This is a genomic window from Sporosarcina sp. JAI121 (assembly GCF_013408665.1).
Classification (GTDB): domain Bacteria; phylum Bacillota; class Bacilli; order Bacillales_A; family Planococcaceae; genus Sporosarcina.
Genome location: NZ_JACCCL010000001.1, coordinates 332926 through 349124, shown reverse-complemented (window position 1 = coordinate 349124; position 16199 = coordinate 332926). Strand labels below are relative to the sequence as shown.

Annotated in this window: 13 protein-coding genes; 3 read left to right on the top strand and 10 right to left on the bottom strand. The window is 46.3% G+C overall.

What is annotated here, in order from left to right; all coding sequences use genetic code 11:
* Positions 1-12 precede the first annotated feature (12 nt).
* Both HDC33_RS01720 and HDC33_RS01715 read right to left on the bottom strand, forming a co-directional pair.
* Positions 13-1617: a gamma-glutamyltransferase family protein gene (locus tag HDC33_RS01720; protein WP_179390809.1), complete on the bottom strand. Its 1605-nt coding sequence runs from the start codon at positions 1615-1617 to the stop codon at positions 13-15.
* A 513-nt stretch (positions 1618-2130) separates the two neighbouring features.
* Complete coding sequence (locus tag HDC33_RS01715; RefSeq protein ID WP_179390808.1) at positions 2131-3117, bottom strand: nuclease-related domain-containing protein; 987 nt, start codon at positions 3115-3117, stop codon at positions 2131-2133.
* A 166-nt stretch (positions 3118-3283) separates the two neighbouring features.
* On the opposite strand from HDC33_RS01715, the gene HDC33_RS16450 reads away from it, so the two are divergent.
* The 3 genes from HDC33_RS16450 to HDC33_RS16440 all read left to right on the top strand — a co-directional run bounded on the left by HDC33_RS16450 (position 3284) and on the right by HDC33_RS16440 (position 3838).
* Positions 3284-3406 carry a hypothetical protein gene (locus HDC33_RS16450; protein ID WP_255457269.1) on the top strand — a complete coding sequence of 41 codons (123 nt, stop codon included), beginning with the start codon at positions 3284-3286 and terminating at the stop codon, positions 3404-3406.
* 93 nt (positions 3407-3499) lie between these two features.
* Positions 3500-3622: a hypothetical protein gene (locus HDC33_RS16445; RefSeq protein WP_255457268.1), complete on the top strand. Its 123-nt coding sequence runs from the start codon at positions 3500-3502 to the stop codon at positions 3620-3622.
* A gap of 93 nt (positions 3623-3715) precedes the next feature.
* Entirely contained in the window at positions 3716-3838 is a 123-nt protein-coding gene (locus HDC33_RS16440; protein WP_255457267.1) for a hypothetical protein, read from the top strand.
* A 164-nt stretch (positions 3839-4002) separates the two neighbouring features.
* Here HDC33_RS16440 and HDC33_RS01710 read toward each other — a convergent pair whose 3' ends face one another.
* From HDC33_RS01710 to HDC33_RS01680, 8 genes are all read right to left on the bottom strand, one after another.
* Positions 4003-5187, bottom strand: a complete 1185-nt coding sequence (locus HDC33_RS01710; protein WP_179390807.1) for a polysaccharide deacetylase family protein — start codon at positions 5185-5187, stop codon at positions 4003-4005.
* Positions 5188-5273: 86 nt separating this feature from the next.
* Complete coding sequence (locus HDC33_RS01705; protein ID WP_179390806.1) at positions 5274-5891, bottom strand: 3'-5' exonuclease; 618 nt, start codon at positions 5889-5891, stop codon at positions 5274-5276.
* Between the two features lie 144 nt (positions 5892-6035).
* Positions 6036-11024, bottom strand: coding sequence for a S8 family serine peptidase (locus tag HDC33_RS01700; RefSeq protein ID WP_179390805.1), 4989 nt, complete (start codon positions 11022-11024; stop codon positions 6036-6038).
* A gap of 424 nt (positions 11025-11448) precedes the next feature.
* Entirely contained in the window at positions 11449-11577 is a 129-nt protein-coding gene (locus HDC33_RS16435; RefSeq protein WP_255457266.1) for a hypothetical protein, read from the bottom strand.
* Between the two features lie 383 nt (positions 11578-11960).
* Positions 11961-12431 (bottom strand): general stress protein, encoded by a 471-nt coding sequence (locus HDC33_RS01695; RefSeq protein WP_179390804.1) that lies wholly within the window; start codon positions 12429-12431, stop codon positions 11961-11963.
* A gap of 167 nt (positions 12432-12598) precedes the next feature.
* Positions 12599-13897 (bottom strand): efflux RND transporter periplasmic adaptor subunit, encoded by a 1299-nt coding sequence (locus HDC33_RS01690; protein WP_179390803.1) that lies wholly within the window; start codon positions 13895-13897, stop codon positions 12599-12601.
* On the bottom strand, positions 13890-14585 hold the full coding sequence (locus tag HDC33_RS01685) for a hypothetical protein (protein ID WP_179390802.1): 696 nt from the start codon (positions 14583-14585) through the stop codon (positions 13890-13892). Before HDC33_RS01685 ends, HDC33_RS01690 begins: the two co-directional genes overlap by 8 nt.
* Before the next feature lie 508 nt (positions 14586-15093).
* Complete coding sequence (locus HDC33_RS01680; RefSeq protein WP_179390801.1) at positions 15094-15543, bottom strand: transcriptional regulator; 450 nt, start codon at positions 15541-15543, stop codon at positions 15094-15096.
* Positions 15544-16199 lie beyond the last annotated feature (656 nt).

Sequence of the window (16199 nt, the reverse complement as noted above, 5' to 3'; positions counted from 1 at the left end):
GGCGATGATGGTTTACCAGACTGCGATTGCTCCGTCTGTTCTTGATTCGGTGCCACCCGATAGGACGCCGGTTTCCGGGTTTCGCCAGATGATTTGGCCGCGCCCGAATGAGCCGGTGTCGAGGGTCGGTTGGATTGTGTGGCCGCGTCTTGTCAGTGCTTGGGCCAGGTGGTTCGGGAATCCGGGTTCGACGTGGATGAGATTGTCTTTTATCCACTGCCAGCGCGGTGCGTCGAGTGCGGCTTGCGGGTTGAGTTTGTAATCGATGGTGTTGATGGCGACTTGGTAATGGCCTTGCGGCTGCATTAATCCGCCCATGACACCGAAAGGGCCGATTGCTTGCCCGTTTTTCGTCAGGAATCCTGGAATGATGGTGTGATAGGTTCGTTTACCGGGTTTCAGTGCGTTCGGATGTTTCGGGTCGAGCGAGAAGTCGGCGCCGCGGTTTTGGAGTGCGATGCCTGTGCCCGGAATGACGATGCCCGAGCCGAAGCCCATGTAGTTCGACTGGATGAATGACACCATGTTTCCTTCCCCGTCGGCAGTTGCAAGGTAGACGGTGCCGCCTTTTGGAAGTTCGTATGGCTCCGGGATTGTTGCTGTTGCTGTGATTTTTGCTGCACGTTGTTGTGCGTACGATCGGGATAGAAGGTGTTCAGGTTTAATTGGCATATCGCTTTGTTCCGTGATGAATTCCTTACCGTCTGTGAATGCGAGTTTCATGGATTCGATTTGTTCGTGCAGTGTTTGTGTGTCGTTTAGGTATGGGTTGTTCATTTCAGCGTAAATGTTGAGTGCCATGAGTGCGATCATGCCTTGGCCATTCGGCGGGATTTCGTGAACGTCGTAGCCGCGGTAGTTTGTTGAGACGGGATCGACCCATTCCGGCTGGTAGTTTGCCAGGTCGGATTTTTTCAGGAAGCCGCCGTGTTGTTGCATGAAGGCGTCGATTTGGTCGGCGAGTTCCCCGGTGTAGAATGATTCGGCGTTAGATCCTCCGATGGAGCGGAGTGTGGCGGCGTGATCTGGTGATTTCCATAGCTCGCCGATTTCTGGCGCTCTGCCGTCAGGTGCGAACGTTTTGAACCATTCGTCGAATTCTTCTGTTGTGAATGAAGTGCAGTATTTTTTGTAGGCGGCGTTCCAGTATTTGCCGAGTATCGGCGTGAGCGGGTAGCCTTCTTCGGCGTAGCGGATGGCCGGTTCGAGCGATTCTTTCAGTGGTAGTTTGCCGAATTTGCGTGCGAGTTCCGCCCACGCGGCTGGTACGCCCGGGACGGTGACAGGCGTTAGGCCGTACATCGGCATTTTGTCGTGACCTTGCGCTTTTACGGCGTTGATTGTGAGTGATTGCGGTGCCGGGCCGGATGCGTTGAGGCCGTGAAGTTTGTTGTTGACCCAGACGAGTGCGAATGCGTCGCCGCCGATTCCGTTTGACGTCGGTTCGACGACGGTGAGTGCGGCTGCTGTTGCGATTGCCGCGTCGATTGCGTTGCCTCCTCTGCGCATGATTTCAATGCCAGCTTGTGCGGCGAGCGGCTGTGATGTTGCGACCATGCCGTTTTTGGCGAAGACGGTGTGGCGTATGGATGGATGCGGGTTATATAGGTAATCCAATGGCGGTTCCCCCTTTTGGCGGTGTTGCGTTGTGTGAGTTTATTATACCGGAGATGGGAGTTTTTAGGGAGACGAAGTTTTTAGGGGGTGGTTTGGTCGGTTGGATAGGATTTATGGTCGGTCTGGCGTGGGATATGATTGGTTGGGTGGCGGTTATGGTCGGTCGGTTGGAGGATATGATCGGTTTAACGAGGGATATGATCGGTTGAAGAGCATATATGGTCGCTTGGACATGATATATGGTCGGTCTACCACTTTGTTGGGAGCTCGGGGGTGGATTTTATTAAATCAGCTTTTGGCTGCGGCCAAAAGCTTCCTTTCTAAGGGGTTATGGTCGGTCTGGCGTGGGATATGGTCGGTTGGGCAGCGGTTACGATTGGTCAGTTGAAGGATATGATCGGTTTAGCGAGGGATATGATTGGTTGAAGAGCATATCTGGTCGCTTGGACATGCTATATGGTCGGTGTCCCGCTTTGGTGGGAGCTCGGGGGTCGATTTTATTGAAAAAACGCTTCATTTTTTATGAAGCGTTAACTCTTGTTTATTAATCACTTCATTTGCCACATAGAAACTTCCTTTCCCCTTCCCTTCATGTTTCAATCTGGAGCGGGCGAGGAATCTTTTCGCAACTTGTCGGTCATTTAGCAATAGGAAGTTTCTGAACTCCTTGTTCGTTATTCGTTTGTCGATGAGATAAATCCAATCTTCAAGTGCAGCATATTGATAGTCCGTGCCTGCGTGATTGCATTTCTGACATGACCATTTTCTACGCATCCAATGCATTCCTCTAGCGTTACATACCGGGCAGATGACGCCCGGCAAAATGTCTTTTGGTGAAATGTGCATCGATTTTGTCAGCGGGAATGGATCGTATTCCTGATGGTTATTTATTAATTCGAATGCCAATTTCCGTATAGCTGCCTTGCCCATAATTTCCTTTTGAACGGGTAATGAATATAAATAGGATGGAATTTCAGTGGTAAATGCGATTTTCGTTTCGGGAGTGCTTTCGAAAATTAATTCATTAGTATAGGCAAAAGCGACAATTCCTCTAATTGGGATTTCAATCATTCTCTGTCCTAACCACTCATTGAGAAAGAACTGTTTTCGCTCGAGCTCTGCGATGGGGTTTGTTAACACTTTTCGTTCGCTAGTCGGAAGTTCTTGGATGAATTGTGTGGGGTTTGATTTAACGATGATTTTTCCAGCAATGTTTTTCACCTCGATGATAAGGATAAATGCCGGCGTGATAAGAACTGAATCCATTTGAAAGTAAATACCGTTCTGTTTCAAACTGATGTCGTGCAAGATGGCATGTGGATATCGTGGTTTGAATTCTAATAGATGCTTGTCGAAATGCTGCTCCCCTCCAAAGCCCGCTTTTCGATTCCGTAAGTCCTCTTTAGCTTTTTGCGCTTCCAACTGTGATGGGTGCAATCGGGGAATTAATGCATTTAATCCAATTAGTTTTTTCGGCACTGATCTATGTTTATAAATCAAATTTACATCACCTCACTGAAAGCATATCAAGAAAGTTAATAGATTCATATGATTTCTATCAAAGCCGAATTTTGCTTTTGTGATATTGAGGTATATTTGGATTTTGGTCGTTGTTTCCACTTCGTTTTTCATTTTTGAAGGAGTCCTCGGATCTGCTTTGGGAGTTATGGTCGGTCTGGTGCGGGATATGGTCGGTTGGGTCGTGGATATGGTCGGTCGGTTGGAAGATATGATCGGTCTGCCCAGGGATATGATCGGTCTCGGAGAGAATATGGTCGGTTATACATGATATATGGTCGGTCCCTCGCTTGGTTGGTAGACCAGGGGTTGGTTCTATTGAATTGGCTTTTGGCTCCGCCAAAAGCTTCCTTCTGAAGTGGTTATGGTCGGTCTGGATTGGGATACGGTCGGTTGCGCGGTGGATATGGTCGGTCGATTGAAAGATATGATTGGTCTGGCCAGAGATATGATCGGTCTCGGAGAGAATATGGTCGGTTATACATGATATATGGTCGGTCCCTCGCATGGTTGGTAGACTAAGGGTTGGATGTATTGAATTAGCTTTTAGCTCCGCCAAAAGCTTCCTTCTGAAGTGGTTATGGTCGGTCTGGTGCGGGATATGGTCGGTTGGGCGGTGGATATGGTCGGTCGATTGGAAGTTATGATTGGTCTGGCTAGGGATATGATTGGTCTCGGAGAGGATATGGTCGGTTGCACATGATATATGGTCGGTCTACCGAATTGGAGGAAGACCGAGGTTGAATTGTAGTGGTGCCAGTCACCACTACAATTCCAGTCACTACTACAATTCCAACACAATTCAATCCCCCTACAACATTCACTTCAAACGAAAAAACCGCCCACGGTAGGCGGCTTTTTTCATTGTTACAGCGTTGTATCGTGCAGGAAGTTTTGGATGATGTGGTGTTCGGGTTCGTATGTTTTGATGGTGTAGCCTTCTTTTTGCAGCCATTCGATGATTTGCGGGAGGGCTTTTGATGTTTGGCTGCGGTCGTGCAGCAGGATGATGATGTCGCGATCGCCGGATTTGTCGGCTTTTTCGACGCCTGTGCGAACATTTTTGATGATTTGGTCCGTCTCTTTGTCGGTGTATTTCCAGTCATTGGAGTCGACGTCCCAGTCCCACATTTTGTAGCCGATTTGGTTGAGCTGTTTTTTCATGGCTGGTGTGACGTGCGGTTTGCTACCGTATGGAACGCGAAGCAATTTTGCGTCGTGGCCGGTCATTTCATGGATAAGCTGGGTTCCTTCGTTCATTTCATCGATGAATGCCTTGGTTGATTTGTATACTTTTTTCGCGTCATGCGTCATGCTGTGCGTGCCGATATAGTGCCCCTCTTTCGCGACGGCTTTGACGATGGATTCGTTGTTTTTCATATGTTTTCCAAGGAAGAAAAATGTGCCTTGGGCGTCATATTTTTTCAGTGTGGCATTGTTGATGGCCGTGAATTTATTGGGACCGTCGTCGAAGGTCAAATAGACGTTCGCTTTAGATTTTGCGGCTGGCTTTACAGGTTTTGCAGGTTTTTTCACGGGTGGTTTCGCTGTTTTTTCGGCTTCCTGCTTTTTATCCAACAATTTTTTTACATGTGTTTTGTACGCTTCAGCGTTCATATGCTCGTAGTCGTCGCGGTAGATGCGCAGTGTCCGCAGCTTTTGGAAATATTCCACTTTGAAGCCGAGTTCGCGGGCGATGTATTTGACGCTGATGAACAGTGTGCCGCCGACGTCTACGATAGGTGACCAGCCAACTTGGGTGCCGTTTTTCGTGGTCAGTTTTGTTGTCTCGTCATAGATAAGTTCGATGTCCCGTTTCCGGATATACGTGGCACCTTCCTCTTTTTCCAGTGGAATGTACAGCACTTTTGCGATGTCACCCAGCGGGACTTTCATGTCGTTATCGATGACCCGGACATCTTTGAAATCCAGTAAACGGTCGTGAAGGCCTATGTAATGCGTCGGTTTTTTGGCTGACGCATTACTCATAGTCGTTCCGAAAACCACACTTAACATGAGCGTTGTACAAATTGCCAACACACTTCTTTTCATTGTGATGCCGCCCCAATTCTCTTCACTCAGTTCCCTCATTTCATCTTAGTCATAAAATGCTACTTAGCACATTATGCGGTGTACTATTAAAAATGACTTTGTGTGCAATATTGGTAGATGGCTGCAGTGGCGAGGCAGTCACCGATTGCGTCGTGGGCATCGTGTTCGAGCTGCAGGAATTCGGTTAATGTCGATAGTTTATGGTTGGGGGTCAGATTAATCTTTTTGCGGGCAAGTTTGACGGTATCAATGACGGTATACTCTGGTATCTTGATGCCTTCGATGTTGTCGAGCGCGTATAGGAATCCCATATCGAATGATGCGTTGTGGGCGATGATGGGTAAATCGCCGATGAATGCAAGTAGTTCATCTACTTTTTGTTCAATGCGGGGTGCCCATTCAACCATTTCATTGGAGATGCCTGTGAGCTGTGTAATCGATGCGGGAATATGGCGGGAAGGGTTGATGAATGTATTGAACACATCTTCCAGTTCATGATTGACGTATTTGATAGCGCCGATTTGAATGATTTTATCGGCTCCGGCCCGAAAACCGGTCGTTTCAAAATCAAGTACGATGTAATCTTGGACCGCTTCAGATGATGTTTTATACCTCTTATCCTTCGCCGCCCTCCTTGCTCCCCAGTTTTGCTGTTTCGGCTTTTTTTGAAGCAAGTCAATCGCTTTTGTGGACGGGTCTATCATGGTTACACTTCCTTTATACAGTAATCCTTATATTGTATTGTTACTTCTACTTATGCTTCTTAATACCCTTTTTTTAAATAAATACTCATCTTCCAGAAGGAAAAAGGAATTCCTGGTTTGCATCGACCAGGAATTCCTTTTTAGTTAGTTGTTGATGACGACGAAGCTGCCAGCACCATTCGCAGTAAATTCGAGTGTGCCATTCTTATATTTTGCATTAAGGGTTTCATTCGAATCAAGTTCGCGTACTGCCACTTTGCTCTTCTTTCTTAATTTCGATTCGTCAATTGGCAGGTTGATTTCAATGTCTCCGTCGAATTGATGCAACGTGGATCGATTGTCGCCTGTGCCAGCCGCTAGACCGAGTGTGAAATTATCGGATACCGCGTCCGCAATTGATGCCGCGGACGTCTTGGTCAATGTGATTGTCACGTCACCGCCTGCTTGTATCACCAATTTCTCGACTGCTTTTTTCGAGAACAAGAAAGATGTTTCCCCTTTCTTGATGACGAGATCTTTTTCCGCCTTTTCAATCGTTTTCAAGATTGCTTCACTGAATTCGATTGTCGTTTCATCTTCATCCGACGAAGCTGTGATAACGATTTTTTTCGCTTGTTTGTCGCTCAATTGACCTGCAATTTCCGTTTCAGAAACGATATGCCTCGGCGTTTCAGTGACGGGGACTTCCTCGACTGTAACGGAAACGGCTGCAGTGTTTCCGCCATATGCTACTGTGATTTCCGTTTCGCCCGCGCCGAGTGCAATGATTTCACCTTGTTGGACGTTGATGATCGTTGGATTGAATCCGCTGTATGAAGCGATTTCGGTAACGTTCGTCGGTGTCTTTTCACCGTTGTTCATTTCGACCGATAGAACGGAAAGTCGGGATTCTTCTCCGACTTTCAGGTTCAGTGTTGCAGGGCTTGCGATCAACTCTGTCGTCGGGATGACGATGTCTTTTTCCGCCTCTTCCACGTTAAGGTATACGAGGGTCGGATCCTGTCCTGGAATCATGACGCGCACTTGCGTTTTCCCTGCTGTATGCGCTGTGACGAGACCTGATTGAACGGTTGCGATCGTGTTATCGACGACTTTGAAAGTTGTCAGCGCCGTGACGTCCTTATCGCTGGATTTCCCTAGAGGTGTCAGCGTATTTTCCGTCACTTTCAGTTGCACTTGTTCGCCGACCTCCATTTCCACATTCGTTTTGTTCACTTTATACGTGATGATGTCTTGCGGAAGTTCCACCACTTCGATGTAGACATAAATCGTTTCTTCATCCGGAATCATGACACGCACTTGTGTTTTCCCGGCATTCAGTGCTGTCACCAGGCCTTTTTTGACCGTTGCGATTTTGTTGTTGACTGCATTGTAGCTTCCCGCGCCGGTGACGTCTTTTTCAATGACCGTGCCGTCCGGTTTCACTGTCGTTTGTGTGACGTAAAACTGTTCCGATTGGCCGATGCCGAGGGTCAGGTTCTTTTTACTCACCGAGTACGTGACCTGATCTTGCGGTGCTTGTGTCACTTCAACGTAAACGTAGATGACTTCCTGTCCCGGAATCATGACGCGCGCTTGTGTTTTGCCCGGTGCTAGTGCTGTGAGTAGTCCTTTGTGGATCGTCGCGATTTTGTTGTTGACGACATTGTAGCTTGCCGTTCCGGTTACGTCTTTTTCAATAATTGTGCCGTCGGGTTTCGTCGTCTTTTCTGTGACGAATAGTTGTTCTTGCTGACCGACGCCGAGGGTCAGGTTCGTTGTGCTGACAGAATAAGTGATTTGGTCTTGTCCTGATTGTGCTGCCACTTCAACTGCGATTGTTGCAATGAATTCTTTGTAGCTTACTGTAATTGTTGTTTTACCCGTTCCGATTGCAGTGACGTTGCCATTTTCTACCGTTGCCACTTTTTCATCAGCGGAAATGAATGTTGCTTCTGTTGTAACGTCTTTTTCTTCTTTCGTGCCATCCGGTTTCGTTGTCGTTTCTGTCACTGTCAATTGTTCCGTGCCGCCAATTTGAAGGGCGAGGCTGTCTTTATTAACCGCATAGTCGACAGGGTCGTCGGCCGCTTCCCCGATCAATAGTTGTTCCGCTTTATTGCCTGCTGCATCGGTGTATTTCACTTTGACGGAATCCGTGGCTTTATTCAACGCGTCAAGTTCGAAAGTGAATGAGCCGTCTTGTTCTAATGTAACCGCTCCGGATGATTTGACCGTATCGTTTTCCAGAACTTCGTATATAGCGTTCAATTTCGTGTTGATGTCGAAGCCTAAACCATAGTTTACGAGTTCAGCCTGATAATCAACGTATTTATCGATGATTCTACCCATTGCTGTTGTGCCTTCGACCGTGCCTTCAATCGTACCGGCTTCTGATTTCACAACGACCGGTCCGACATAGTCACCGATGATCGGGGGATTACCGGAAACAGTTTGTCCTGTAAAATCAATCGTGTAAAGACCGTCGGGAATTGCGGTGGTGGAACTGCCGCCCCATGGCGTGTACTGGCCTTTGACCGCTAATGTGTAAGAACCCGCGGCAAGTGAGGAGCCCGCATGCAAGTATCCGATATAGCCATCCCCGTATTCCCCGCCTTCCGGATCCATAATATCCCACAGTTCGATGTAGTTGGTCGTTACGTCACCTGTCAATTTGAAGCTGAGCGTCGCTTCGTCCTTCACACCATCTCCGTTGAATGACAAGTCCGTTCCTGAAATGCTCATATCGGTTATTGCTGCCGCATCTGCTCCGCCGAAATCAGCTGCGAAAGGCAATGAAATATCTGTATCCCCATTCGAAATATGGATATACCCTTGAATTTCATCGCCCGGTTTAGCCGTCGTATTTCGTGAAGCCGTTAATGTCACATTGAGCAGTTGTTCGCCGCTAACCGTGAATGAAGGTTTATCTACTGTCACTTTCGCATCGCCGAATGTTTTCTTCGTATCGACTGTCACGCTGTAATTTCCGCCGTTGCCTTTCTTGTCTTTCACGCGAATCGCTTTCGTCACGGAAAGATTTCCCGCAGCAAGGGATTGCGGCCCGAATGTCACTGTCCCTTTACTGTTTTTAACGACTGTTCCACTGCCGTCAAGTACTGCCTCGTCCTCTGCGTAAGCAAGGATAGTCGGATGTGCCGCTGCATATGCATCCACCCGCCCCGCGCCTTGGGACATGACATCATACTTTTCAGTGTTCAGGATTTTTGCTGTGTTGGAGAGTGCTACTTTCACGTCAAAGGCGTTCCAAGAAGGATTCGCTTGTTTCACAAGTGCTGCAATGCCCGCGATATGCGGCGTTGCCATTGATGTACCTGTTTTGCGTGAAAACGCTTTTTCATAACTTACTGTAGGGTCGTCTTCTTTGTACATCGGGATTGTTGACATGATATTCGTGCCAGGCGCGCTGACGTCAGGTTTAATATCAAAGTTCGGAGTTGACGGTCCGCGTGAACTGGAGTTGTTTACTTCATCTCCGGTTGTCATTGTTTTATTGAAATCCGCGAACGTTACAGTTCCTTGCCCGCTTTTAAGAGCAGCGCGAATTGCTTCGCCGTCCGATTGTGATAAGTCGTATGATGGAATGAATTCAAATGCATCGCCCAGGAATGTTCCTGAAGCTTCGGGTGCGTTCGTGCCGCCTGCAAAGTTGTGGATAAGGATTGCAATGGCACCTTTTTGTCTCGCAAACTCGATTTTGTCGACGAATGCAATGTCACCGCGGGAAACGAGCGCCACTTTTCCTGCTATATCCAGACCCGTATAGTCAGCAAGTGCACCGATTCCAGGTACGGCTACAACTTCATATTCGCCTGAAAGTTGCGTTGCCGGATCTGCCCCGAATGTTGTTCCCATCAGGTTGACTCTTCTGGATAATTGATAGTCCCCGGCTGTGACTGTCACGTTGCTGTCGAAATGCGCTTCAGGATTTGTCGTATTCCCGACTGCGATTCCAAGACGAGCTGTTGCCGGCGTACCCATCGTTCCGCGTTTCGGACCGGAGTTTCCTGTAGCGATCACTGAAATTGTCCCGGCCATCATTGCGTTGTTGATGGCGAATGAACCCGCATCGGTTTCGGAATTTGCCCCTCCGCCAAGTGATAGGTTGATGACGTTCATCTCTTGTTTAACCGATTCTTCAATTGCAGCGATGATGCCCGATGTAGATCCGCTGCCATAAGCGCCCAGAACACGGTAAGCATAAAGATCCACTTTTGGCGCGATCCCTTTAACACCATACGGATTTTCACCGATTGCAGCAATTGTCCCCGCTACATGTGTACCGTGCGAAGTATAGAATGCGCTTCCATTTGAGTTGAACTCAGGCGTGCCTGCAGGACGTTCGGACGGCAATGTTTCGGACGCATCGTCGTCTTGACGTGCTTTCGTGTAGGTGGATGAGTTCGGAATGAAGTTCTTTCCGCCTTTATAGATAGTAGCTATGTCGGGATGATTTTTATCGATGCCCGTATCGAGCACCGCAACTTTGATCCCTTGCCCTTCAATTCCTTCAGCCCAAAGCTTTTCGATACCGAGGAATGAAATGCTGGTATCCATAGCAGCATCAACCGTTCCGGATGAAGTGGGAACCACCTCTTCAAATGCATGCACTTCCGTGTCCGGTTCAATCAATGTAACGCCGGTCAGATCAAGCATTTTTTCAAGATCAGCCGCTTCCACTGTCACGGAGAAACCGTTCAGTACCGTATCATATGCAAACTTCTCGGTGAATTTAATTTTCTTGATAACCATTTCCTTTTTCAAGAATGCCTGCTGTGCTTTTACTTTCTTTTTTACCGCAGTTGCTTCTGCCGCAGTGAATTTTTGTCCTTTCAGCTCTTTGATCCCCTGTTCAAGAGCTGCCGGCTTTTCGGATAAATGAACAATAACCGCTACTTGTCCACTACCGGTTAACCCTTGTAAATCTTTGTGCAGCTTAGGACCACCATGTAACAGGTTCAACTGCTCGGCAATTGCCGCTTTTTGCTGCATGATGCTTTCATCGTAGTTTTCCGGCTTGAACGGTTTTGTTGTTTCGGTGTCCGCAGACGCAGAGAACGGTGTCAATAATGACAGAACCATTACGATAGCCAGTAATACACTAAAGAATTTCTTGAAATTATTCCTCTTCAAATCCCATCTCCCCCTTACTATTATCACATTTGTCAAAATAGTCCAACACTAGCAATTTACCACAAGGTTATAGGATTTAATATGAGTGAAACCGTTCATTTTAGCGTAAACTGACTGTTTTCTGAAAAATCGTACAAATGGACTTTACAGGATTTGTCGAATTGTAGTTCGTATGTTTTATGGATAATGGTGGAAATGGTTATATTAGCCTATGTGAGTTGAATTAAAGAATTTCTTCAAATACGCTTTCGGGATGCCTTCCGCTCATTTTATTTCGATATACTCTAGTTAACATCTCTACTACTATAAAGCGATTCATCGCTCGAAAATAAAATTTCACCCAAGCAAAAACCACCCGATGGGATTCGGGTGGCTTCAGACTATAGACTTGCCTACAGTCTTTTCTACTAAAATGGTAAAAAGCCTAAAAAGTTGATTTCCACTGCGAGCGGACGCTTTCCGCGGGCACGGCTTCAGCCGCTTCCCTCGCTGCTCTCAGTCCAGGGTCTTCAGCTCGCGCTGTTCCCACAGGAGTCGCCGCTCTCCGCTCCAATCAACGGTGTCTCCTAAATATCAAATGAGATAATGGATATGGAGACGAAGAATCAAATCAATGAACGGGAGCAGATGGAAATGCTGCTCGATCGGTGCGTCAAAATAGTAAAGTAATTGAATCCAATATGGCATATAGCTAGTTTCTGGGCTTCGGTTTCTCCACTTCTGTACGTTCGGAAAGAACTATGCTCGTCGTTTTGCAGACAGGCCTATTCGAACAAATCTCTTAAAGAATGTTAATGGAAATCGCAGATTGTGGGCTACTCAGCTCAGAGTATGTTTTGATCGATTCAACTCATGTTATAGCAAGCACAAACAAAACAGTAAAAAGAAAAAAGCCACCCGAATGGATTCGGGTGGCTTGATTTTTTTTATTCACTTTTAGACAAGTGGTCGGTAAGGATTGTCCGGTCGAGTATAGTCGCCGTCAACAAGGACAAGGATTTTCCCTTCATTGAAGCGATCATTGTAATGGGCCGCCTCTTCTTCCGGGATACCCATACCGATAAGTGCTCCGGCCAGTCCGCCAACTCCTGCACCAGCTGCTGCGCCAGTGATGCCGGCTACGATTGGGCCAGCTGCGATGATCGGGCCGATTCCAGGAATTGCGAGTGCTCCGATTCCAGCAAGGACACCGCCGAGACCGCCAAGGACACCGCCTGTCGCTGCTCCCGTAGCTGCACCGTCCGCTGCATGTGTACCGGTTTCATCAGCGATGGCTTCCACGTTTTCCGAATGTTTACTCATGACCGATATGTCATCCGACACGTACCCCTGTCTTTTCAAATCTTCGATTGCCGCGATGGCTTCCACTTCTGTATTGTAATATCCAACTACATGTCTTTTTACCATTTCCAAACGCCTCCTAAGTATTTTTTCAATAAGCTTTTCGGCTAACTAGTATAGAAAATACCCCGTCTCCAAGTTATGAAACATTTAAATTTAAACAGCCACATGACAGTTTCATAAGATATAGCCTTTAAATCAAAGAAAAACCCCGCAAATGCGAGGTTCTCGTTTTACTGTATTAAGATATATTTCAAATAATTTTTCCAACCGAATGCACGCCATTGTGCTTTTGACGGTAAATCAGAAGGGAGTGGTAGGAATACCTTAGGTGCGTATTCATCCGTCTTAAGCGAAGGTTCATGGAATACGACATCACCAAGTTGCAGACCATCTGCCACGATTGCACGCGTTTTCCATGTAAATGGTATAGTAACATCCACTTTTGTGGCACGCCCTGAATCGTCGATCACCCAAACATAAGCTGATTCCTTGTAGAAATCATGCAGCCATTTTTCGTTCACTGTCATGGCTTCCAGTGCTTCATTGACGATGACGACTGCGTTGACATTCGCTCCGAAAGGCACCGCTTCCACCGATGCATCAGTCAAGATGCGAACTTCGTAATAACTGAGCGGGTTTTTCACTTTCGTGTCGTCAAGCGCTTTGTAGGCGCTAAGCCACTCATTATCTGTGGCTGGCGCTTCGGAAACCGATAGCACTGTTCCTTCCGCCGCATTTTCGAAGCCGTTCCCCTGGATCAGAACTGTGTCCCCGTTTTCAATCTGCTGCCATTCTTCATTTTTCGCATATGTGACAACCACTTTTTGTGAGCTGAAAATATCCACCGCAAGTATAGAACCGGAACGGGTCACTTTGGAAACGACACCGTCAACGGGACTGATAAGTGATGGTCTCGCAGAGTCTTGCGACAGTTGCGCATCGACAACTGCTTGCTGGCGTTCGATTTCCGCCAGATCCTGTTCAGCCGCCGCAATCGCCTGTGCAAAAGACCCATCCTGTTTCACATCCACCTGGACATCCACATTCAAGCCGACTTCCACTTTCGTGTCTTCCTTGTTTTCCGAGACATTGTCTTTCCGATTTACATTTGAAGAACTATCGGACTCCGCATTCCTGCGTTCGGATTCGAGATTGGAAATCATGCTCCGCACAGCTGAATCCTGTTGTCGAAGCGCATCACGCTCCGCTTCCCAGACCGCGCGCTGACCTTCTGCACGCTCTGTTTGCAATGTGGCAATTTCATCTCCAACTGTTACGAAATCCCCTTCTTTTACATGCCATGAATCAACTGTGTCCTCATTGCCGACATAGACTGTATAGATTTCCTCGGGTGCGATGAATCCTTCTTTCGCAAGTTTTTCTTGATGATTACTGTTTGTCGCTCGCTCATATCGTTCGACATAAACAGATTTCGTGATGACGCTTTTATCGGAGAAAAGCAAATAGAGATTTCCCGCAAGGAATGAGCTGATTGCGATGGAAACTGCGATAGTCTTCACTTTACTCATTGCCGGCACCCCCTTCTATCAAGGAATGGAACAAGCTTTCCAATGGAATGAAACCGACTGCCGCTACAATGAGTGCCATTGCGACATGAATTCCGATCAACAGCCAGATAAACCCTTTTCGCTCGATATTTCCTGTATACGTTCGGATGAATTGATATTGCAAAACAATAATGAATGCAGTTGTCACTGTCAGCTGATTGAGGAATAGGATGGCATACCAATTATCAAGAAAAGTTGCGGCGAGCGGTCCGAGAGAGAGGAACGACACGCTGGTTGCTGCCCCCTTCATGGCAAACACGAGGAAGACGACCGCCTTTTCAATCAAAAGAACTCCTATCACAAGCAGCTGCAATGGAAATAATTTTTTAAATGGAATCGTTGTTAATCGACTAACTATGTATGCAAATCCGAAGAAATGAAATGCCATATAAATGAATGACCATACGATTGCCCCCACCAATGACACATACCGGGCTATTGTGTAATCCGTAGTTGTCATCGTCGAAAGAAGTGAAGTGACGGATTCTGTATTCATCCCCCATATATCACGGAGGGCGAATAAAAGAACACCGACAAGGAATACACATAGGATACGCTTTTTGAAACCGTGCATCGAAGACGTTTGAAGTTGGTCCGCCAATTTAGACGGATTCGTCAAGAATTGCCAAAACTTATAGTCAAAAAACATTGCGGTAATCCCCTTCTGCTAACTATGGCTGAATTTGTTAAAGTCACCAATACTACTATAATCACTTTAGCAAAATTTGAGAGATTTGCAATGTTTCAGGATTAATAGATAGGTTTATATATCCTATTTTACACGACAGTGAGTGATATATATATAAATATCTGCTTAAAAGGCGGGCTATTTGTCCTTTTTTCTACAATGGGGAAGTTTACTCGGAAATGAAAATCTGGTTATTTCCCGGGAAATCGACAATAGGGCGGATTTTGTGAATAAGGGGGAAAGTCTGTATGTGGCCGGCAAGTTTTTCAGGTCGGGTTTCAAATCCGCCCGTTACGTCTTCACAAGCTGCAAGCGCAATGAGGGGGATGGCGTCTTCCACGCATGGCAAACAAAAATAACAGACCGTTTTGCCATGGGATATTCATTCGAGTAACCGGAATTCGGCAATAAAAATACACCTCCCGTTAACAGCTAACGACAGGTGTTCTTCAAGTTTCATTATTCAAATCTACCGCAGTCCCTCCGTCAATTCATTGAACATCTTTATATTCTCAGTCTCAAGCGCAAAATCAATCATGCGCATTCTATTGTCGGTTTCCAACTGCTCGATGATACTCGCGGCCTCTAGCAAGACAACTTCCGGTGTCGCCTCCTGCATTTCGATACCCATCTTCCCTTCCAGTATAATCGTCAAGTGCATATGGAGATCCGAGATAAGGAGCAACTGGTAGAGTGGTAGTCGAATAAACCGGTTACCCCGTTGAAAAACAAATACTTCTCCTAAGTTTTCAACTTGTAGACTTTTCATATTAACAACGATTTCTTTTCCTTCAGATGGAATGAACTGAAATACGTCACCTCCTTTAATGATGGAGAAATATTGGTAAGCAAACACTAATCGAAGACGGAAATCTTCTTGCGTTGTAAAAAAGGGTGTCATTCTTTGTACTGATAGCATCTTTTCCCCCTCCAGTTATTGAATATTCTGATTACTATTAGTTTATCACATCTGTGGAGGTTTTGTGAATGTTTTGTTTGTTTATTAGTCTATTATATTAGCCGTCTATGTATGCCGCTACTTGGTGTAATTTTTATTTTCGGGTCTTTCCATGACGAAAGACATTTTTTGGGGTTGAAAATTAAATTGTAGCGAGGACAGCAATTCATGGACTCCCTGATTAATGTCCCCAGGTACATCCGTTCTACTCAAAAACGTCATGGTATTGTACTTGAAATCGAGCAACACCAAATGGAATTTCATCGTTCCAAAAGCCACCGAACGAAAATACAATTTACGCTCATCGGATGCGTAGATGACACTGCTGGTTGTATTCGACACCCCGCAAGATAATTGTGTAATACTCTCTTGAAATCCCTTCTTCCGATAAAATTGAAATTCCAAATCAGGTATGTACAGAACAAGCTTTTCCAATGCCCCACCCCTACTCTCTGTGATAATAGTAACTATATAACTATGCAACTATTCCAATATAGTATAATAGTTCTATTATATTGTCAATATGTCTCTCATGCCACTCAAAAACCAATTTATGTTAAATACTTCCTGTAAGTTTTTCTTGAAACGCCATTAAAATCAGTAATGGATTCCAAGGT